General features: G+C 71.9%; 18 protein-coding genes. 8 read left to right on the top strand and 10 right to left on the bottom strand.

The features are described 5' to 3' along the window. Positions 1–47: 47 nt before the first annotated feature. Positions 48–881, top strand: coding sequence for an aldo/keto reductase (locus N6H00_RS31135; RefSeq protein WP_329618580.1), 834 nt, complete (start codon positions 48–50; stop codon positions 879–881). 178 nt (positions 882–1059) lie between these two features. Next, positions 1060–2235 carry a S1 family peptidase gene (locus N6H00_RS31130; RefSeq protein WP_268975157.1) on the top strand — a complete coding sequence of 392 codons (1176 nt, stop codon included), beginning with the start codon at positions 1060–1062 and terminating at the stop codon, positions 2233–2235. Between the two features lie 650 nt (positions 2236–2885). Here N6H00_RS31130 and N6H00_RS31125 read toward each other — a convergent pair. After that, positions 2886–3197 (bottom strand): 4a-hydroxytetrahydrobiopterin dehydratase, encoded by a 312-nt coding sequence (locus N6H00_RS31125; protein ID WP_268975156.1) that lies wholly within the window; start codon positions 3195–3197, stop codon positions 2886–2888. An 89-nt stretch (positions 3198–3286) separates the two neighbouring features. On the opposite strand from N6H00_RS31125, the gene N6H00_RS31120 reads away from it, so the two are divergent. Further along, on the top strand, positions 3287–4087 hold the full coding sequence (locus tag N6H00_RS31120; RefSeq protein ID WP_268975155.1) for a helix-turn-helix domain-containing protein: 801 nt from the start codon (positions 3287–3289) through the stop codon (positions 4085–4087). Positions 4088–4301: 214 nt separating this feature from the next. On the opposite strand, the gene proP is transcribed toward N6H00_RS31120, so the two are convergent. After that, on the bottom strand, positions 4302–5801 hold the full coding sequence (gene proP, locus N6H00_RS31115) for a glycine betaine/L-proline transporter ProP (protein WP_268975154.1): 1500 nt from the start codon (positions 5799–5801) through the stop codon (positions 4302–4304). 217 nt (positions 5802–6018) lie between these two features. Between proP and N6H00_RS31110 the strand changes: the two genes are divergently transcribed. Genes N6H00_RS31110 through N6H00_RS31100 form a run of 3 tightly spaced genes read left to right on the top strand, consistent with a single transcriptional unit; the run spans position 6019 to position 8393 of the window. Next, a complete protein-coding gene (locus N6H00_RS31110) occupies positions 6019–6882 on the top strand; it encodes an isocitrate lyase/PEP mutase family protein (protein WP_268975153.1) in 864 nt (287 codons plus the stop codon). A gap of 16 nt (positions 6883–6898) precedes the next feature. Next, positions 6899–7354 (top strand): hypothetical protein, encoded by a 456-nt coding sequence (locus tag N6H00_RS31105; RefSeq protein WP_268975152.1) that lies wholly within the window; start codon positions 6899–6901, stop codon positions 7352–7354. Further along, positions 7347–8393: a bile acid:sodium symporter family protein gene (locus N6H00_RS31100; protein WP_268975151.1), complete on the top strand. Its 1047-nt coding sequence runs from the start codon at positions 7347–7349 to the stop codon at positions 8391–8393. Before N6H00_RS31105 ends, N6H00_RS31100 begins: the two co-directional genes overlap by 8 nt. 136 nt (positions 8394–8529) lie before the next feature. Here the strand turns inward: N6H00_RS31100 and N6H00_RS31095 are convergent, their stop codons facing one another. The 3 genes from N6H00_RS31095 to N6H00_RS31085 form a co-directional block, all read right to left on the bottom strand. Continuing rightward, a complete protein-coding gene (locus N6H00_RS31095) occupies positions 8530–10809 on the bottom strand; it encodes a phage holin family protein (RefSeq protein ID WP_268975150.1) in 2280 nt (759 codons plus the stop codon). A gap of 155 nt (positions 10810–10964) precedes the next feature. Next, a complete protein-coding gene (locus N6H00_RS31090; protein ID WP_268975149.1) occupies positions 10965–12152 on the bottom strand; it encodes a methyltransferase domain-containing protein in 1188 nt (395 codons plus the stop codon). Positions 12153–12590: 438 nt separating this feature from the next. After that, positions 12591–13004 carry an ATP-binding protein gene (locus tag N6H00_RS31085; protein ID WP_268975148.1) on the bottom strand — a complete coding sequence of 138 codons (414 nt, stop codon included), beginning with the start codon at positions 13002–13004 and terminating at the stop codon, positions 12591–12593. Between the two features lie 121 nt (positions 13005–13125). On the opposite strand from N6H00_RS31085, the gene N6H00_RS31080 reads away from it, so the two are divergent. Together N6H00_RS31080 and N6H00_RS31075 are read left to right on the top strand one after the other, a co-directional pair. Beyond that, positions 13126–13947, top strand: a complete 822-nt coding sequence (locus N6H00_RS31080) for a helix-turn-helix domain-containing protein (RefSeq protein WP_268975147.1) — start codon at positions 13126–13128, stop codon at positions 13945–13947. Next, entirely contained in the window at positions 13944–14180 is a 237-nt protein-coding gene (locus tag N6H00_RS31075; RefSeq protein WP_268975146.1) for a DUF397 domain-containing protein, read from the top strand. The genes N6H00_RS31080 and N6H00_RS31075 overlap by 4 nt, the downstream gene beginning before the upstream one ends. 12 nt (positions 14181–14192) lie before the next feature. Here the strand turns inward: N6H00_RS31075 and N6H00_RS31070 are convergent, their stop codons facing one another. From N6H00_RS31070 to N6H00_RS31050, 5 genes are all read right to left on the bottom strand, one after another. Then, positions 14193–15401 (bottom strand): sugar ABC transporter permease, encoded by a 1209-nt coding sequence (locus tag N6H00_RS31070; protein WP_268975145.1) that lies wholly within the window; start codon positions 15399–15401, stop codon positions 14193–14195. Next, entirely contained in the window at positions 15398–16174 is a 777-nt protein-coding gene (locus N6H00_RS31065; protein ID WP_268975144.1) for an ATP-binding cassette domain-containing protein, read from the bottom strand. Before N6H00_RS31065 ends, N6H00_RS31070 begins: the two co-directional genes overlap by 4 nt. 40 nt (positions 16175–16214) lie before the next feature. Next, positions 16215–17399 carry a sugar ABC transporter substrate-binding protein gene (locus N6H00_RS31060; protein ID WP_268975143.1) on the bottom strand — a complete coding sequence of 395 codons (1185 nt, stop codon included), beginning with the start codon at positions 17397–17399 and terminating at the stop codon, positions 16215–16217. Then, positions 17396–19867 carry a SpoIIE family protein phosphatase gene (locus N6H00_RS31055; RefSeq protein WP_443073249.1) on the bottom strand — a complete coding sequence of 824 codons (2472 nt, stop codon included), beginning with the start codon at positions 19865–19867 and terminating at the stop codon, positions 17396–17398. The genes N6H00_RS31060 and N6H00_RS31055 overlap by 4 nt, the downstream gene beginning before the upstream one ends. Positions 19868–20027: 160 nt before the next feature. After that, positions 20028–20777: a TetR/AcrR family transcriptional regulator gene (locus N6H00_RS31050; RefSeq protein ID WP_268975141.1), complete on the bottom strand. Its 750-nt coding sequence runs from the start codon at positions 20775–20777 to the stop codon at positions 20028–20030. Between the last annotated feature and the right edge of the window lie 32 nt (positions 20778–20809).

The following is a 20809-nucleotide window of genomic DNA, read 5'->3' as shown; positions in this document are numbered from 1 at the left end:
TGGCTCTGGTAGCAAGCATCCACAACCGACGTAAGGATCGACCGCTCGTGAGCAAGGTCCCCTTCATCACCCTCAACAACGGCGTCCGGATGCCGCAGCTCGGCTTCGGCGTCTGGCAGGTACCGGACGACGAGGCGCGGACCGCGGTGGGCACCGCGCTGGAGGCCGGTTACCGCAGCATCGACACCGCCGCGATATACGGCAACGAGGAGGGCACGGGGAAGGCGCTGGCCGCGTCGGGCATCGCGCGCGACGAGCTGTTCGTCACCACCAAGCTCTGGAACGCGGACCAGGGGTACGACTCGACCCTGCGCGCCTTCGACACCTCGCTGGCCAAGCTCGGCCTGGACTATGTGGATCTCTACCTGATCCACTGGCCGCTGCCCAAGGTCGACAAGTACCTGGACACCTGGAAGGCGTTCGAGAAGATCTACGCCGAGGGCCGCGCCAAGGCCATCGGCCTGTCCAACTTCCACCCCGCCCACATCCAGCGGCTGCTCTCCGAGACCTCGATCGTCCCGGTGATCGACCAGATCGAGCTGCACCCGCAGCTCCAGCAGGCGGAGCTGCGCGCCTTCAACGCCCGCCATGACATCGCCACCGAGGCGTGGTCCCCGCTCGGCCAGGGCAAGGGCCTGCTGGCGGACCCGACGCTCGCGACGATCGCCGAGAAGCACGGGAAGTCCCCCGCCCAGGTGGTGCTGCGCTGGCATCTGGAGATCGGCAATGTGGTGATCCCCAAGTCCGTGACCCCCTCGCGGATCAAGGAGAACATCGACGTCTTCGACTTCCAGCTGGACGCCGAGGACCTGTCGGCGATCGACTCCCTCGAGGCCGGCAAGCGTCTGGGCTCGGACCCCGAGACCTTCAACGCGGTCTGAGACCCGACCCCGGCCGCCCGGCCCCACCCGGCCCCGCCTGGCCCCATCCGCCCCGTCGCGTCCCCCGCGGCGGGGCGGACCCGTATGCGCCCACCGAGCGAGGCACCTCCCCGGCCATTACGCTTGGCGCCCAGAAGGGCACAGAGTGTGACCATTTCCCTAGCCGAGGAGACCGAAGATGTCCCGCAGACGCCGTCCCGGCCTTGAGCTGGCCGCCGGTTGCACCCTCGCGATAGCCGCCCTCTTCCTGGGCAACGGCCTGCCCGCGGTGGCCGACCCCGGCGAGCCCTCCCCCCGCCCCCGGCGGGAGATACCCCCCGAGATGCTGGCCTCGATGCAGCGCGATCTGGGCCTGACGGCCGACGAGGCGCGGACGCGGATATCCAACGAATACCGGGCCGGGGCCGCCGAACCGGAGCTGCGCAAGAGCCTGGGCGGCGCCTACGGCGGCGCGTGGGTGTCCGGCAACACCGCCGAACTCACCGTCGCCACCACCGACGAGGAACAGAGCGGCACCATCACGGCCGGCGGCGCCAAGGCCGCCGTCGTCAAGAACAGTCTCGAGGCCCTCACCGACGCCAAGGACGCCCTGGACCGCACCGCCGCGCAGCGCGCCCCGGCGATCCACGTGGCGTCCGCCTGGTACGTCGACGTCAAGACCAACAGCGTCGTGGTGCAGTCGGCCGAGCCCGACGAGGCGGCCGCCTTCGTCGCCGCGAGCGGCGCGGACCAGGCCGTGGTGCGGATCGTGAAGTCGGCCGAGCAGCCGAAGCCGCTGTACGACCTGCGGGGCGGCGAGGCGTTCTACATCAACGACGCCGCCCGCTGCTCGATCGGCTTCTCGGTGACCCAGGGCACCCAGAACGGCTTCGTCACCGCCGGCCACTGCGGCGATCCCGGCGACACCACCACCGGCTTCAACCGGGTGGCCCAGGGCAGCTTCCAGGGCTCCAGCTTCCCCGGCAACGACTACGCATGGGTGTCCACCAACGCCGACTGGGTGCCGCAGCCGTGGGTGATCGGCCCCGAGTCCACCACCGTCACCGTCTCCGGCTCCCAGCAGTCGCCGGTGGGCTCCTCCGTCTGCCGCTCCGGCTCGACCACCGGCTGGCACTGCGGCACCATCCAGCAGCACGACACCAGCGTGCAGTATCCGCAGGGCACGGTCAGCGGGGTCACCCGCACCAACGTCTGCGCCGAACCGGGCGACTCCGGCGGCTCGTTCATCTCGGGCAGCGAGGCCCAGGGCGTCACCTCCGGCGGCTCCGGCAACTGCACCGTCGGCGGGACGACGTACTACCAGCCGGTGAACCCGATCCTGACGACCTACGGGCTCACCCTCACCACCGGCTGACGCCGGGCGCCGAGACCGCCCCCGGCCCGAGCCGGGGGCGGTCTCACGCGAGCGCGAGCAGGCGCTACCGGCACGACCCGACGCGACACCCGCCCCAGGCCGGCCCGGCCCGGAGCCATCCCGCCCCACCCGGCGCGACGCGGCATCCGTCCGGTACGACACGGCGCCCGCCCGGTACGGCACGGCGCCCGCCCGGCGCGACGCAGCACCCGCCTAACCCGGCGCGGCGCGGCCCGGCACGGCGCAGCAGCCGCCCAACCCGGACCCAGCCCGGCGCGACGCAGGACCCGCCCAGCCCGGCGCGACGCAGCACCCGCGCGGCCCGGCGCGACGCAGCACCCGCGCGGCCCGGCGCGACGCAGCACCCACCCGGCGTAGCACGGCGCGACGCAGCACCCACCCGGCGTAGCACGGCGCGACGCAGCACCCACCCGGCGTAGCACGGCGCGACGCAGCACCCACCCGGCGTCCGCCTAACCCGGCGCGGCGCGGCCCGGCACGGCGCAGCAGCCGCCCAACCCGGACCCAGCCCGGCACGGCGCAGCGCCCGCCCAGCCCGGCGCGACGCAGCACTCCACCCGGCCCGGCACGGCGCGGCGCAGCACCCGCGGCCCGGCGCCCGCGCGGCGCGGCGTCCGGTCGGCCGGGGGTCAGTCGGTGCGGGCGCCGTGTTGGGGGGCGATTGCTTCGATGCGGGCGGCGAGCTCGAAGTCGAGCGCGGTCACCTTGCCGCCGACGCTGTGGGTGTTCACCGAGACGGCCACCTTGTTGTAGCCGAGGGTCAGGTCGGAGTGGTGGTCGAGTTCCTCCTGGATCGTGGCCACCTCCGCGACCAGCCCGGCCGCCTGTGGGTGCCCCTTGAAGACGTACGTCCGGGTCAGCCGGTCGTCCGCGAACGACCAGCCGGGAAGCTGCTCCAGACGCCCCTGGATCTCCTGGTCGGTGAGCGGCTCGACTGCCATGACACTTCCCTTCGTCGCGGGTCGCCGGTCGGCCCCTCCACCCTGCCATGGGCGGATGGGCGCCGCCGGGCGTCGGCTACCTTCGGGTCATGACGACTGCCGCGCCGCCCCGGGTGGGCACACTGCTGCGCGAATGGCGGGACCGCCGCCGGCTGAGCCAGCTGGAGCTCGCGCTGCGCGCCGACTCCTCCGCCCGCCACATCAGTTTCATCGAGACCGGCCGGTCGCGGCCGAGCCAGGAGCTGCTGCTCCGGCTCGCCGACCGGCTCGACGTGCCCGTCCGCGAGCGGAACGCCCTGCTGGTCGCCGCCGGTTACGCCCCGCACTACCCGGAGCGTTCGGTGGACGACCCGTCGATGAGCGCCCTGCGCGCGTCGCTGGAGCGGCTGCTGACCGGCTATGAGCCGTATCCGGCGCTGGTGGTGGACGGCACCTATGAGGTGCTGGCGGCGAACCGGGGCATCACGGCGCTCCTTCAGGGGGTGGCGGAGCATCTGCTGAAGCCGCCGCTGAACGCGATGCGCCTCACCCTCCACCCCGAGGGGCTGGCCCCGCGCATCCGCAACCTCCGGGAGTGGCGCGGCCATCTGCTGGACCAGATGGACCGGCAGCTGGCGCTGATGCGCTCGGCGCCGCTGCGCGCGCTGTACGACGAGGTGGCCGCGTATCCGCTGCCCGGGACTGGCCGGGAGACGGCCACCGCCGGTGACACCCCGCCCTTCGCGCTGCCGATGATGATCGAGCACGACGGGCGGGTGCTGTCGTTCATCTCGACGATCGCGACCTTCAACACCCCCATGGACGTCACGGTCTCCGAGCTGGCCATCGAGACGTTCCTGCCGGCCGACCCGGAGACCGCCGCCGCGCTGGGGCGGTTCAGCCGGCCGTAGGGACCCGGTCCAGGAAGCCGAGGACGGAGCGGATCCGGCCGTCCCGGCCAGGACGATCACGTCGGCCGCGCCGGCCTCGGCATCGGGTTCCGGACCGGAGGGCGCCGGCCCGGAACCCGATGGCTCAACCCTGCCGCCGTCGCGCGCGGGGGTCGATTACCGCCGAGGTAATGGCGGCCGGGGGCGCCGGGGGCGGGGACACCGGCCGGGTGGCTCAGGAGCGCTGGGACTCCACCAGCGCGATGGCCTCTTCCTTGGTGGCCACGGCGGGGGGCGAGCCCTCCAGCGGCTTGCGGGCCGTCTCCTTCATCACGGCGGCGGCGATGATGCCGACGACCGCGGCGAGCATCGTGTAGAAGGCGGGCATCAGATCGTTCCCGGTGAAGCTGATCAGGCCCTCGGTCACCAGCGGGGTGGTGCCGCCGAAGAGCGAGACGGAGATGTTGAAGGCGATGGAGAGCGAGCCGTAGCGCACATTCGTCGGGAAGAGCGCGGGGAGCGAGGCGGACATGACGCTCACGTACGGCAGCAGGCACAGCCCCAGGAGCAGCAGCCCGGCGAAGACCGGGACGATCCCGCCCTGTTTGATGAGCAGGAAGCACGGCACGGCGAGCACCAGGAAGCCGACGGAGCCGGCCATCAGCACGGGCTTGCGGCCGATGTGGTCGGAGAACCGGCCGACGAAGGTGATGGCGGCCATGAGCACCAGCATCACGATGATGATCGGGACCAGGGCGCTGGTGCTGCTGTAGTGGAGGGTGTCCGACAGATAGGTCGGCATGTAGGACAGCAGCATGTAGTCGGTGATGTTGTACGCGGCGACCAGCGCCATGCACAGCACCATCGCCCGCCACTGGGTGCGGAACACCTGCCAGAACGGCAGGCTCTCGCGGTCCGCCGCGCTGGTGGAGCCCTCGTCCTCCAGTTTCTGGAACGCGGGGGTGTCGTCGAGCTTCAGCCGCAGATACAGACCGACCAGTCCGATCGGCGCGGCGGCCAGGAACGGAATGCGCCAACCCCAGGAATCCATCGAGGAGTCGGCGAGCGTCACGGTGAGAATGGTGACCAGTCCGGCCGCCGCGGTGTAGCCGATCAGCGTGCCGAATTCCAGGAAGCTGCCGTAGTACCCGCGGCGCTTGTCGGGCGCGTATTCGGCGATGAAGGTGGAGGCGCCGCCGTATTCCCCACCGGTGGAGAACCCCTGGAGCATACGGAACAGGATGAGCAGCGCGGGCGACCAGAAGCCGATGGTCGTATAGGCGGGGATGAGTCCGATGGCGAGCGTACTGGACGCCATCATGATCATCGTGAAGGACAATACCTTCTTACGGCCTATCCGGTCACCGAGCGGACCGAAGAACATGCCTCCCACCGGGCGGACCAGAAAGGCCACCGCGAAGGTCGCGAGGGAGGAAAGCACCTGGGCCGTGTCATTACCTGACGGGAAGAAAACCTTTCCGATGGTGACCGCGAGATAGCTGTAGATCCCGAAGTCGAACCATTCCATGGCGTTACCCAGCGCCGCGGCCTTCACCGCTTTCCGGACGGTCTTCTCCTCGGTGACCGTGATGTCGCTCCGGCGCAGTGGGGGGTTCTTGCGTCGCTGGATGGCACGCCACAGCAGGCGGTGCCGGGAGACGGCGGACGCGGAGGCTTCGACATCGGTTCGGACAGGCACAAGCAACTCTTTTCCGTGGACAGGCTCGTTGCGCATACCCCGAGCGACCCGCGGCATGCCAAGCGTGTCGCACACCACTCGCGACGCGGTCCACGGCACTCGAGGAACGTTCGACCCCAACCCGAGTCGGGCCAGGCATCTTCTGGGAATGCACGGCGCGTTGCTTTACCGCTTCTTGACCTCCAGTAAACCTGCGCACGCAGCCTCGTAACCGTCATGCACCGCCGAAAGGCTCCTGAATCAAGGGGACATCATGCTCTACGGCAATTCCCTCCGAGAGGCCATCGGTTCGCCTCACACCACACCCCTCATCGGCATCTACGACATGTACTCGGCATCCATCGCCGCCCAGCACTACAACGGCTTCTTCGTATCCGGATTCGGTTTCGCCGCCTCGCATTACGGGCTGCCGGATATCGGTTTCATCGCCTGGCCCGACATGCTCGCCTTCGTGGAGCGGCTGCGGCTCGCCTTCCCCGAACACCATCTGCTGGTGGACATCGACGACGGCTATGTGGACCACGAGGTCGCCTGCCATGTGGTGCAGCGGCTGGAGCGCACCGGGGCCTCCGGGGTGATCCTGGAGGACCAGCGGCGCCCGCGCCGCTGCGGCCACGCGGACGGCAAGCTGCTCCTTCCGCTCGAGGAGTACCTCGAAAAGCTCCACCTGGTGCTGAGCGCCAGGAAGGACCTGGTGGTGGTGGCGCGCACGGACGCCTCCGAGGAGTCGGAGATCCTGCGCCGGGCGGCCGCGCTGGCCGAGACCGACGCGGATGTCGTCCTCGTCGACGGGGTGCGCAGCGTGGAGTGGATCCGCAAGGTCCGCACGGTCATCGGCGACAAGCCCCTGCTGTTCAACCAGATCGCGGGCGGGAAGTCGCCGAGGCTCTCCCTGACCGAACTGTCCGGACTGGGGGTGGATGTCGCGATCTACAGCACCCCGTGTCTGTTCGCCGCCCATGGGGCGATCGACGGCGCGCTGAGCGATCTCAAGACGTCGGACGGGCGGCTGCCGGACACCCGGGAGACCGGGGCCATCGGGGTCAAGGGCGCCACGGAGCTGCTGGAGAAGAACATCAGCAGGCACCATGGCAACCGCCGGCCGGCCAAGGTCTGAGCCGGGGCCACACGCCATGTCCTCGACGTTCCTCATGTCCTCGACGTTCCTCGGGCCCGGCACCGGCCGGCGCCGTAAGCCGAGAAAAGAGACCGGCTCGCCCCGGCCGTCCGCGGCGGGCCTCGTCCTCGCCGCCACCGCGAGTGTGCTGTGCGCGGGCCCCGCGGCCCCCGCCATGGCCACGGCCCACCCGGCCACGGGCAGCGCCCCGCGCGACGACTGCGAGCCGGACGCCACCCCATCGGTCGTCACCGGGGGGCACAACGGTCTGGTGGTCATCGACAATTCCTTCGCGGACTCCTGGCTGGAGGTCGACCGCACCCTGAACACCCTGCTGCTGAGCCGTGGCACGGCGGGCAGCGACCACGACGGGGGCGGCGGCGCCATCGACGTCGTGGCCCACGACACCGCCGGTGCGGACTGGGTGGCACAGCTCGGCCACCCGCCGTGGCAGGGCGAGGGCGGTGACTGATGTGCGGTGGACGTCCGGGCCGCTGTCGTGGCCGGGCCGGCTCGGGAGGGCGGTGGACCCCTATGTCGCCGCCCTCCTCGGGACGGTCGCGGTGGCGGCGCTGCTGCCCGCGAGCGGCACGGCGGCCACGGCCGCCGGCACCGCCGCGGACATCGCCATCGGGCTGCTCTTCTTCCTCTACGGTTCGCGTCTGTCCACCCGCGAGGCGCTGCACGGGCTGCGGCAGTGGCGGCTGCACCTGGTGGTGGGCGCGAGCACCTTCGTGCTCTTTCCGCTGCTGGGACTGGCCGCGACCGGTCTCGCCCGGTTCCTCCTCACCGACCGGCTCGCCACCGGTCTGCTCTTCCTCTGTGTGGTGCCCTCGACCGTCCAGTCCTCGGTCGCCCTCACCTCCACCGCCCGGGGCAATGTCCCGGCCGCCATCTGCGCGGGTACGTACTCCAGCCTGTTCGGCATGATCGCCACGCCGCTGCTCGCGGCGTGGCTGATCGGCTCGGACGTCCGCTTCTCGGCCGACGGGCTGCTGGCCATCGCCACCCAGCTGCTGCTCCCCTTCCTCGCCGGGCAGGCGCTGCGCCGCTGGACCGCGCCCTTCATCGGCCGCCACAAGAAGGTGCTCGGCCTCCTGGACCGGGGCTCGATCCTGCTCGTGGTCTACACGGCGTTCAGCCGGGGCATGACGGAGGGCATCTGGCACCAGGTCACCCCGGCCCGGCTGGGCGCGCTGCTGGGCGTGGCGGCGGCCGTGCTGGGGCTGGCCCTGACCACGACGTCGCTGACCGCCCGGCGGCTGCGCTTCAGCCGGGCGGACCGCGTCACCATCGTCTTCTGCGGTTCCAACAAGTCGCTGGCCACCGGGCTGCCCATGGCCGCGGTGCTGTTCGGCGACGCGGCCGGGCCGGTGATCCTGCCGCTGATGCTCTTCCATCAGCTCCAGTTGATGGTGTGCGCGGTCATCGCGGGCCGCTGGTCCCGTCGGCCGCCGGAGGCCGCCCCCGCGCCCGGCGGGCCGGTCCAGGTCACGGAGGCCACGAGGTGAGGGGCGGGGGGCCGGGGGCGGAGCAGGGCGGGAGGGGAGGGGACGGGGAGGGGGACGGCAGGGGGACGGCAGGGAGGAGATCGGCTCAGGCACGGCGGGCGATCACCACGATGGCGGGCGGCGCGGCGCGCCCGCATCACCGGGCTTGGTCCGGTACGCCCCGGCTGACCACGGTGAAGGGTGCGGCGGGGGCGCCGTCGCGCCGGGACTCCGGCACGGTGTGCGCCGCGCCGGACGCCTCCGGCAGCTCCGCGCCGGCCGGCGGCCGCGCGTCGGCCCCGGCCCGTGCCTCGGCCGCGATCTCCGCTTCCGCTTCCTCCTCCGGCACCTGGGGCCCGTCCGCCTCCGCCAGCCAGCGCCGCAGCACCCGGTGCACCTGCTCCGCCCCGACCAGCTCCTCCCCCGCCGCCACCGGCGCGGTCAGCTCGGCCGGCCAGAGCAGAAAGGGGTGCCCCTGCTCGCCGCCGAGTCCGCCGTGCGAGCCGATCTGCTCCTCGAAGGCGTGCACCGTGCCGCGCACCGGGTCGTAGGCGGAGTTGACCATGATGTCGGGGGTGTTCCGGAAGTGCGCGGTGCGCCGCACGGCGTCCTCGGCGCCGGGCCCGAAGGCGGCGAGCGGGCTCACGCCCCCCAGCACCTCCCCGGTGTCCAGACGGTGCTCGGCGCCGTCCGCGCCCAGCACCACCGCGCCATGCGCCTCGGACCGTACGAGCAGGAAGCCCACCCCGGGATGGTCGGCGAGGGTGCGCAGCAGGGTGGGGTGGCGGGCGTCGATCTGCTCGCGGCTCATCCGTCCCGGCACATCGGGGAAGGAGACCAGGCCCAGGTTCCCGGAAGCGAGCACGATCGGATCGGACACGGTGGCATGGCGGGCGGCGACGTCTTCGTCGGCCTGGGCGGCACCGGCCCGCCCGTCCGGCTCCACCTCGGGCTTCTCCGGCCGGCGCAGCGCCGCCCGCCCCGCCTCGCGCGCCTCCGCACCGCTCGGGGTCCGCCCGGCCCGCCGCGACACGGGCAGACCGCAGCCGGCCCGCACCAGGTCCTCCAGGGTCAGCCCGTACGCCCCCGAGAAGGTTTCGCCGGGGCTCTGCCCGTGATCGGACAGCAGCACGATCCGGTAGTCGCGCGGGGCGTACTCGGCGACGTTGGCGATCAGCGCGATGGAGCGGTCGAGCCGGGCGAGCACCTGCTGGACGTCCCGGCTGCGCGGCCCCGAGTGGTGGGCCACCTCGTCGTACGCCACCAGATCGGCGTAGATCGCGGTACGGCCGGAGAGGATGTCCCCCATCACCGCCGTCACCACCACATCCCGCTCCACGACGGTGGCGAACGCGCGGATGAGCGGATACAGCCCGCCCCGTTTGACCCTGGGCGTCTCGCGGCGCAGCTTGGCGCGTGTGGACTGGCCGATCTCCCGGACGACCTCGGCGAGGAACGACACGGCGGTGCGGGTGGCGTTGGCCGGGTCGGAGAAGTACGCGAAGTATCCGGACCGGGAGCGGTTGTGCTTGCCGCGCCGCGCCGCGACCGACAGCACCAGGGCCAGCTGATCGGCGCCGCCGGTGAACAGGTTGCCCCGGCTCGCCCCGTCCACCGTGAGCAGTCCGTCGTGTCTCGCGCGGGCGGCCGCGCGGCGTTGAAGCACCGCCGCGCTGGTCGGCCGGTTGCTCACCATCACCTCCCCGCTCTTCTTCTCGTACCAGCGGAAGGCGGGCACGTCCTCGTTGGAGCCGTGCAGGATGCCGAGCTGACTGGCGCCGGTCTGGCTGGACCAGTCGGTGCGCCAGGGCATGACCCGGTGGGTGGTGCGGACCCAGCCCGCGACGGTGGGCATCAGCGGGGGCCGGTTCTCGCGCTCCCGCAGCGCCTCCCGCAGTACGGCGTGCCCCACCCCGTCGAGCTGGAGGAACACCGTTCCCGGGGACTGTTCGTCCCCTTCGTCCTGGCCGAGCCGCCGTCTGCGCCGCCCGGCCAGCCGCGCCAGCCGACGCCGGTACGCCCCGTCGTCCCGCACGGTCAGGAAGGTGCTGGTGGCCGACGACGCGGCCGACATCACGGCCGCGACCACGACGGCGGTCTCCGGCTCGGCGGTGCCCGGCCCGTCCGGGATCAGGCTGAGGGCGATCAGCAGCATCGAGCCGTTGAGCGCGAACACCAGCAGCCCCAGCACCAGCGCGGGCATCAGCAGCAGCGCCCGTACGAGCAGCGGCCACACCAGCGCGCTGAGCACCCCGAAGGCCCCCGCCCCGCTGGCCGCCGTGACCGCGATCCGTGTCGCGCTGTCACCGTCGCCCGACTTCAGGCTGAAGTCGGGGAGAATCCCGGCGAGCGCCAGCATCGTGAGCGTGGACACCGCCCACACCGCCGTCACCCGCAGCAGGGCTCCCCCCACGGTCTTCCATCGGGGCTTCTGCACGCCGCGCCCTCACTTCGCATCACCGGCCCGCGCCAGGCGCGCGAGCCGGCTTCAAGCGTGGCACAGCGTTTCCGCGACGCGGCGGACGGTGGGTTACCAGGACGGATCGATTCCGCTTACGGCAACCCACGAGTGCGGCTCACGCCTTACGGCTGCTACGGGGCCCAGGAATCGGCCGGATCGTCCAGCCACACCCGCTGGCCGGCCGGGCCGACCGTGAGGCCGAAGCGGGTGTGGTCCGGCCTGCCCTGCTCGACCCACCAGCGGTACGCGGTCTCCGCCTCGTCCCACAACCGGCGCTCCCCCGCCTGCCGGACGCGCGCCTCCGCCGCCCCCTCGCGGAACACCACGCACGCCCAGGAGCGGTCGGTCAACCCGTAGAACCACACGGGCCGCGCGCCGTCGCGCTGGTCGGCCACGACCTGTACGCAGCTGGGCACCCGGAGCCCGAGCGCGAAGCGGAGAGCGGAGTACGGTGCGGTGATGAACTCCGCCTCGGTGATGTCGGTGGTGGAGGTGTCGCCACCGTCGCTGCCCTCGCCCTCATCCGGGACGTACTCCCTGTGCGGCGGCAGCGACAGCCGCTGGGTGCGCAGCTTCATGAACTCGACGGGGCGGGTGAAATGCCCCGAGGCCGTCCCGTTCCGTACCACCAGCCGGGCCACGGCGTCCGCGTGGGTGTAATGCGTGCCCCAGGGAGCGACGATGAGACCCCCGGGCCGCGTCTGCTCGATCCACGCGCCGGGGATCTCCCGGAGACCGACGGTGGCCAGGATGCGGTCATACGGTGCGTTGCCCGCACAGCCCGCCGCGCCGTCACCGACCACGATGTCCGGCCGCAACCCGGCGGCGGCCAACCGTTCGCCCGCGTGGCGCGACACGGCCGGGTCCACCTCGACCGTGGTGACCTTACGGCCGCCACAGCGATGCGTCAGCGCCCCGGCCGTCTCACCCGTGCCGGTGCCCACGTCGAGCACGGACATGCCCTCGTCCACGGCCAGGTCCCGCAGCAGGGCGTAGACGACGGAGGGCATGGAGGACGAGCTGGTGGACATCCGCCCCGGCTCGGGGCCGGTGTGCGCGCCGTCGTCCCACTGCGTGACGATGGGGAAGTCGCTGTCGGCGGCGGCGTACCAGGCGTCCGGGTCCTCGGCCCGGTCGACGGCGACCGCCTCTTGTGTCCCCGTAGCGAACGTCCACATCAGCCCCGGCAGGAACGCGGCCCGGTCGACGGTGGCGAAGGTCGGCGCCCAGTCCGGCGCCATCACTCCCGCGTCGAGCAGTAATCGGCCGAGCGCGGCCCGGCCGGGCCGACCGGGCTGGCTGATTGCGTCTGACGTCATGGCTCGCTCCTCGTTGGGGTCGTTGGTTGGGTGCGGCGCCGTTTCGCGCCTTCGGCGCAATTGAGCAGCGGCGGCGGGGGTGGGGGGCGCGGGCCGCCGCCGTCCGCCGGGTCCGTGGGTGTGGGCGCCGGTGGCGGCTTCCGTGCTCGGGGCCGGGGCCGTCGCCGGAGTGCCGGTTCGTTCCGGGTTGGCGGGGGTGGGGTACCCCTCTGGAAACTGATTGACAAATTAGTTGCGTCAGATCAAGCGTTTTGAGGAGGGGTACCCGGACCCCGCTCGCACTCCGGGTCGGGCCGCACCGCCCGCGACGCCGAGCCGCCACCAGCATCCGCCCCCACCGCTCCGTCAGTCGGCGGCGGCGCCGCGCCCCCGCCCCCCCTGCCCCGCTGCTCAAGTGCGCCGAAGGCGCGAGACGGCGCCGCGCCTGACCGAGCACCGTCAGAGGCGGATGCGGGCCCAGACCGTCTTGCCGACGATGCGCTCCCGGATGCCCCACGCCTCGGCCAGGGCATCCACGATCGCCAGACCGCGTCCGGATTCGTCCTCCGGTGCCGGGGCCGCGAGCAGGGGGCGGCCCTCCCTCGGGTCGGACACCTCCACCCCGACCATTTTCTCTGCGTCGTATGCGATACGCACCTCGTAGTACCGCCCCGGTACGCGCCCGTGGCAGACGGCGTTCGTCGCCAGCTCGGAGAGGACCAGAAGTACGAGGCCGGCTGAGCCTTTGTCCAGGCCCCAGGCCCGGAGAGCGGCACCGGCGGCGCGGCGGGCGTGAGGGACGGATGGGGGGACGGGCGTAAACCGCTGCTTCCAGCCATGGAGCGGATTTACGTCGTGACTTTCCGCGTTCATGCTCCCACTGTCAGTGCAGGAGGCTACCTTCACCAGTAACAGAGCGTCGACCGCGGCGACCGGCAACTCCTGTCGAACGCCGGTTGATTGACGTTGACCGAAGTTGAGGGGGGTGGCCTGTATGGCCCCGTCGAAGAAGAAGGACTCCGCGCCGCCGACCGTCCAGTACTTCGCCGCTGTGCTGCGGCTTCTACGAGAGCGTGCCGGACTGACCCAGGACGAGCTGGGCGCGCTGATGAACTACACCGGGTCGGCGGTGAGCGCCGTCGAGACGTGCGCGAAGCCGCCCACGGACGGGTTCATCGATGCGGCCGAGAAGGCTCTGGACGCGGGCGGGTTGCTGAGGTCTGCGATCAAGTATCTGAAGCTTGAGCGGTATCCGGCTCACTTTCAGGGCTTCGTTCAGCTGGAACAGGAAGCGCTCAGTGTCTCGTCGTACTGCACGCACCTGATCGACGGTTTGCTCCAGACCAGGGAGTACGCCCGCGCACTGTTCGACTACGCATTCCCGCCGGTCGACGAGGAGGAGGTGGAACAGCTGGTCGCGGCCCGTACGGACCGCAAGGCGCTCCTCAATCGCAAGCCGGTAGCAGTGGTGAGCGTTGTCCTCGAAGAGGCGGCGCTACGTCGGTTGATCGACGGACCAGAGATCATGCGCCCGCAGTACGAGCACCTCATCGAATGCGCCGCGCGCCCTAATGTCGTCATCCAGGTCATGCCGATGAGTCGCGCCGGACACGCCGGACTCCCCGGCCCGATGAAGTTAATCGAGACCCCGGAGGAGACGCCACTTGTCTACCTGGAAGGTCAGGGCAAGAGCATCCTGGTCTCGAAAGCCGACGAGGTAGGCATCCTCGCCCGGCGCTATGCCATGATCAGGTCTCAGGCTCTCGGGCCAGAGGAATCCGTAAGGTTCATCGAGCAGTTGATGGGTGAGCTATGAGCAGACTCGTGTGGTTCAAGAGCAGCTACAGCGACAACACGGGCGGCGATTGCGTCGAGGTCGCCTACGACTGGCACAAGTCCAGCTACAGCGACAACACCGGCGGCCAGTGCGTCGAAGTCGCCGCCACCCCCACCACCGTCCACATACGGGACTCCAAGAACCCCGGCGGCCCCCACCTCCGCATAGCCGCCACCGCCTGGACGGACTTCCTGGCCTTCGCCGCCCGCTGACCCGCTGACTCCCTAAGCCCGGCCGTGCGTCTTCTGCGCACGGCGGGACAGGGAGTCGATCACGACGGCGAGCAACAACACCCCACCGGTGATCATGTATTGCACGGCGGCCTGGATGTCCAGCAGGGTCACGCCGGAGGCGATCGACTGGATGACCAGGACGCCCAGCAGCGCGGACCAGATGCTGCCGCGGCCGCCGAAGAGGCTCGTGCCGCCGATGACGGCGGCCGCGATGGCGTTCATCAACAGGCTCGTGGTGACCGCCGTCTGGCTGACCGAGCTGATCCGGGAGGCCAGGAAGAGTCCGCCGATGGCGGCCATCAGGCCCGACATCGTGAACGCGGAGATCCGCACCCAGGTCACACGGATGCCCGCGCGGCGGGCCGCCTCGACCCCGCCGCCCAGTGCGAAGATCATGCGCCCGTAGGCCGTGCGGCGCAGGACGTAGTCCAGGACGACGAGGACGGCCAGGAAGATCAGCAGGGCCAGCGGCAGGCCCTGGAACTGGTTGAGCACAGACGCGGCGGCGAAGGCCACCACCGCGAGCGCCCCCGTGCGTACGGCGATCTCGCCACGGGACCGGGCGGGCACCCCGGCGGCGCGACGGCGCTTGGCTTCTCGTCGGGCGGCGAGGAAGTATCCGGCGGTGCCGAGCGCCGCGAGCCCGTACGCGGCGGCGACATCGCCGAAGTAGTAGTTGGTCAACTGGACGACCAGGCCCTGATCGTCGAGGTTGATGGAGCCGTAGCTGCCCATGAGGGCGAGCATCAGGCCGTACCAGCCCAGCAGTCCGGCGAGGGTGACCACGAACGCTGGGACGCCGACAGCGGCGGTGAAGAAGCCGTGGACGAGGCCGACCGCCGTACCGCAGAGTGCGGCCAGGATGACGGCGGGTGGTTCGGGCATGCCGTGGTTGACGTTCAACACGGCGAACAGGGCGGAGGCCAGGCCGCTCACCGAGCCCACCGACAGATCGATCTCCCCGATCAGCAGGACGAAGATCACGCCGACCGCGATCATGCCGGTGCCGACGATGTCCACGCTGAGGTTGGAGAGGTTGCGCGGGGAGAGGAAGTGGGAGTTGAGGAGCTGGAAGACGATCCAGATCAGGAGGAGCCCGGCCACGACGGGGACGGAGCCGAGTTCACCGGCGCGCAGTCGGCGCACGAACGCGTGGGGGAAGCGTTCGGCGGGGCCGCCCGGGTCGCCGAATCCGTTCACAGCTCCTCCTTCCGCCGCGTCACCGCGTTGTCGGACGCGCCGGTGATGGAGGAGACGATCTGCTCCTGGGAGGTCGTGGTGACGTCGAAGAACCCGTTGTTGCGGCCGAGCCGCAGCACCGCGACCCAGTCCGCGACGGCCTTGACATCGCCCATGTTGTGGCTGATCAGCAGCACCCCGAGTCCCCGGTCACGGAGCCGCTCCACCAGGTCGAGAACGTGCGCGGTCTGTTCGATGCCGAGGGAGGCGGTGGGCTCGTCCAGCAGGACCAGGCGCGGTTCGCCGAGCAGCGCCCGGGAGATGGCGACGGTCTGCCGCTGGCCTCCGGAGAGGGAGGCGACGGGCCTGCGCACATCGGGGACGCGGATGGCGAGGGTGGCCAGCAGGTCCCGGGTACGGCGCTCCATCTCGACCTCGTTCAGGACCCCGACCCGGCGGATCTCGCGGCCGAGGAAGAGGTTGCCGACGACGTCGAGGTTGTCGCAGAGCGCGAGGTCCTGGTAGACGGTGGCGATCCCCAGGTGCTGGGCGTCGTGCGGGCGGCCGATATGGACGGGGCGGCCCTGCCATTCGAGGGTGCCCGCGTCGGCCGGTTCGACGCCCGCGATCACTTTGATCAGGGTGGACTTCCCGGCGCCGTTGTCGCCCACCAGGGCGATGACCTCACCGGCGTGGATCTCCAGCTCGACGTCCGCGAGCGCCTGGACCGCGCCGAAGCGCTTGGAGACGCCCCGCAGCGCCAGCAGGGGCGGGGCCGACGGTCGATGAGCCATCCGCTCCTCCCTTCCCGTCGTTCGGTGAGCGTGAGCCGCGTCAGCCGATGAGTCCGGCCGCGCGGCACGCGTCCGCGTACTTCTCGGTACAGATCTGATCGACGCGATACATGCCGTCCTTGATGAGGGTCCGCTTGATGTTGTGCACGGTCACCGCCAGCGGCCTGAGCAGCACGGCCGGGATGTCGCGGGCGGTGGCGTTGTCGACCCTCCGGTCGGCGATCCCGGTGAGCGACCTGCCGTGTCCGAGCGCGACGGCCATCTCGGCGGCGGCGTACGCCTGGGGTTTGAACGGCTTGTAGACGGTCATGTACTGCTCACCCGCGACGATCCGCTGGACGCCGTTGAGCTCGGCGTCCTGGCCGGTGACGGGTGGCAGCGGATGGATACGGGCCGTCTTGAGGGCGGCGATGACGCCCGAGGCCACGCCGTCGTTGGCGGCGAGGACGCCGTCGATGGCGTGCGGCCCCAGGATGGCGATGGCGGCGGTCATGTTGTGGTTGGCGTTCTCCGGCCGCCAGCCGACGGTCTGGTAGGACTTGCCGATCCTGACCTCGCCCTTGAGGACGGACAGCGCGCCCCGTTCGTACCAGGCCGCGTTGGGGTCGGTGGTCGAGCCGTTCATCATGACGATCTGGCGGTGGCGGGCGTCCGGGCCCAGGGCCCTCAGCAGCGCCTGGCCCTGGAGTTCGCCGACGCGATAGTTGTCGAAGGAGACGTAGCCGGAGACCGGCCCCTCCGCGAGCCGGTCGTAGGCCACGACCGGGACGTGGGCCTGGTGGGCCTGGATCACGGAGTGGCGGATGGCCTTGGTGTCCACCGCGTCCAGGATCAGGACGTCGACCCCGTTCGCCATCATGGATTCGACCTGGTAGCGCTGGGCGGCCGGGTCATGCTGGGCGTAGGCGTAGGTCATCGTGCAGCGCGGGCACAGCTCCTTGACCCGCTGCTGGATCAGTGGCTTGTCGAAGCGCTGGAACCGGGCGATCTCGTTGTCCGGGAGCAGCACGCCGATCCGCAGGGCCCCGCGGTGGTGGCCGGTCGGGCCGGCCGTCTCGCCGACCTGGGCCGCCTTGCCGCACGCGGCGAGGGACACGGCCAGGCCCAGGCCCGTCGCGACGGCGACGGCCGCACGGAGGCGCGCACGGGTCGTACGACGGGGGTGCGTGCCGGGGTGCGTACGCGGGTGCGGGCGCGTACGGGGGTAGGTACGGAAACACCTCATCTGGTCGTCCCCCTTCCGGCCGCCGGTGGCTCCTCCCGCCGGAACGACAGGGCGACCTCGCTCCAGACCTGCTTGCCCCCGCTCAGCGGCACCGAGCCCCAGGACTGCGACACGGCCTCGACGAGCAGCAGCCCGCGTCCGCCGGTCGCCTCCCAGTCCACGGTGGCCGGTTTGACGGGGGTGCGCGGCGACGGGTCGTTCACGGCGATCCGCAGCCGGTCCGCGGTCAGCGTCAGACTGAGCCGCACCTCGCCCTGGGTGTGCACCAGGGCGTTGGTGACCAGCTCGGAGGTGACCAGCAGGGCCACGTCCAGCTCCTCCTTCACGCCCCAGTTGCGCAGGGTGCGCGCGGTGAAGCGGCGGGTGTGCATGACGGCGTCGGGCAGCCGCCACACCGTCCAGCCGGCCCGGGTGGGCCGCACCCGCATCCCGTCGTAGCGCAGCAACAGCAGCGCGACATCGTCCTCGCGGCGGCTGACACCGCCGAGCAGCGCGTCCGCCACCCCTCCGGGGTCGGCCGGGTCGGCGCGGGCGAGCGCCTGGCGGGCCCGGAGCATCCCGTCCTCCAGGTCGAGCCGGGCGGACTCGACCAGGCCGTCCGTGAACAGGGCGAGCAGGGTGCCGGCGGACAGCCCGGCCGCGGTCATCGGGAACTCGGCGTCCGCGACCACGCCCAGCGGCGGGCCGCCCTCGATCTCCAGGACCTCGGTGCTGCCGTCCGGGTGGCGCAGCAGCGGATGGAGGTGTCCGGCCCGGACGAGCCACGCCTCGCCCTCCTCCATGTCGAGGTCGGCGTAGCAGCAGGTGGCGAAGAGGTCGGTCTCCATGCCGACGAGGAGGCGGTTGGCGTGCGCCACGGCCACATCGGGTGGATGGCCCTCCACGGCGTAGGCGCGGATGGCGGTGCGCATCTGGCCCATGATGGTGGCGGCCGCGGCGCTGTGGCCCTGCACGTCCCCGATGACCAGCGCCACATGGCTCTCGGTCAGCGGGATCACGTCGTACCAGTCGCCGCCCACCTCCAGGCCCATCGTCGCGGGCAGATAGCGGGTGACGGCCACCCCGCCGGGCAGCTCCGGCACCTTGCGGGGCAGCAGACTGCGCTGGAGCATCGTGGCCAGCTCGTGCTCGGCGTCCAGGGCGTGGGCGCGCACCAGGGCCTGCCCCACCAGACCGGCGGTCGCGGTCAGCAGCGAGCGCTCCTCCGGGCCGAACGCGTGCCGCCGCTCCCATCCGATCAGGCACACCCCGACGGTGCGGCCGTCCGCCGGGAGCGGAAGGACGGCGAGGCCGCCGGGGCCGATGCCGGCGAGGCCGGGTTCGAGATCGGCGCCCTCGGGCCAGATGCTGACCTGGCCCACGCGCAGCGCCTCGGTGAGCGAGGGCAGGGCGTGGCTGGGCGGCTCGGGCCATTCGGAGCGCCAGGCGGACCGCCACACCTCGGGCCAGGCGCCGGGTTCGGCGGGCACGAGGAGGCCGACCACCAGCTGGTCGGCCTGGAGCTCGGCGACCGCGACCCGGCTCGCCCCCAGCGGTTCGCACAGCGCGCCGACCACGGCCCGGCCGACGTCGCGGATGGTCGTGGCCCCGGCCAGGGCGGCGGACAGCCGCTGCACCAGGGACACCTCGTCGGCGCTGGGCCGCAGGTACGAGGTCTCCGCGACCACGCCGAGCATGCGCCGGGGCCTGCCGTCCGTCCCGGTCTCGACCCGGGAGCGCAGGCCCAGCCAGCGCAGTTCGCCGTTGGGCCGGCGGATGCGGAACTCCAGGTGGGCGGCGCCCGAGGTCAGCATGTCCGGCTCCAGGACCGACATCAGGACGGGCACGTCGTCCGGGACGGCGGCCGCCAGCAGGGTCTCCACCCGGCCGTCGAAGTCCTCCGGCGCGATGCCGAACAGCTCCAGCACCTGGGTGTCGGCGGTCATCCGCCCGGTGCCGAGGACCAGGACGAACGCGCCGACCCGCAGCCGGTCCGGGGTCAGGCCGGGCAGTGCGGATCCGGGCTGGGCGAGCGCCCGCGGGCCGGCCGCTTCGAGCCCGGCGGCCACGTGGTGGGCGTAGAGCTCGAGGAAGCCCCGGCGGTCGGCGTCGATGCCGTCGGGCGCCTCGTCCACGACCACCAGGCATCCGAGCCCCTTGCCGTCCCCGCCGAGCGGCAGCGCGCCCAGCGAGACGCCCGGCGTGGTGCCGGGCGCGGTGCCGGTTTCGGGTGTGCCGGGCGCGGTGCCGGTTTCGGGTGTGTCGCGGCCGTAGCCTGCGAGTTCGTCGGGGGACAGCCACAGGGGGCGCCCGGTGCGGAAGGCGTCGGCCACGGGGGACCGGCCGGACAGCGGATAGCGGGCCGGCAGCGCGTACGGCCGTCCGGCGCCGCTCACCGTCTCGGCCAGCCGCAGTTCGGCCCCCTCCGCGTCGAGCACGTAGACAGCCACCAACGCGGTCCCCGTGAACGTCAGCACATGCCCGGTCACAGCCGCCTGCACCGCCTCCGTGCGCGGACCGCCGGTTTCGTGGGCGTACCCGAGTCATGCCTCCCGGAAGGAGAAAGCCCGCAGATCCCGCAGATCCCGCAGATAGCACCGCCAAGCTTCTCCCCTCAAAGCATGGCACAGAGGGTCGAAGCGGGGCATATCAGTCCTGGCGAGCGGCGGTGATCGCGCCGCCGTCCGCCGGGGACGGGGCGAGCGTCTCGGGCAGTGGGGTGTGCCGCGCCCCGGCGATGAGGACGTGGAAGCCCCAGGCCAACCGGTCCTGGGGGGAGCCGGACAGCAGCCGGGGGCCGAGCGCGGCGATGTGCGGATGCGTGCGCGGGGACGCGCCCCGCACCCGCGCGGCGAGCGCCTGCCAGTCCGCTTCGCTCTGGGGCGTGTCGCCGGGGGCGCGGTGGGCGTGCTCGGCCGCGGTCGCGGTGGCGAACTGCATCAGCAGGTCGACCAGCCATGCGGCCCGGTCGGGCTCGAGGCCGCCCTCGTCCAGCAGCGTCAGCAGCGCCTCCCCCAGATTCAGATAGTTCTTCCCGGAGGGGCGGGCCACCAGGGCGGACTGGGCGAGACCGGGGTACTCGAACAGCAGCGAGGTGTACGAGGTGAGGATCCGCACCAGCCGGTCGCGCCAGTCGCCGTCCGCTCCGGCTGGACTCAGGTCGACCGTGCCGAGAAGCTCCTCCAGGACGGCCGCGTGCAGCTCGGCGAGGTTGCGGACGTAGACGTAGAGCGAGGCGGGCCCGGTGTCCAGCTCCCGGGCCAGGCGGCGCATCGTGACCCGCTCCAGGCCCTCGGCACGCATGAGGTCGACCGTGGTGGCGATGATGCCTTCCCGGGTCAGGGCCGGTTTCGCCGGACGTTCCCGGCGGCTCCGCGGGGCGGTGGGGTGCGCTGTCATGGGGTCATCGTACCCGTTGACGAACACGTTCG

The sequence above is a fragment of the Streptomyces sp. S465 genome (genome assembly GCF_026898115.1).
Lineage (GTDB): Bacteria > Actinomycetota > Actinomycetes > Streptomycetales > Streptomycetaceae > Streptomyces > Streptomyces luomodiensis.
The sequence above is the reverse complement of the archived record's forward strand: the minus strand, read 5'-3'. Positions and strand labels throughout refer to the sequence as shown.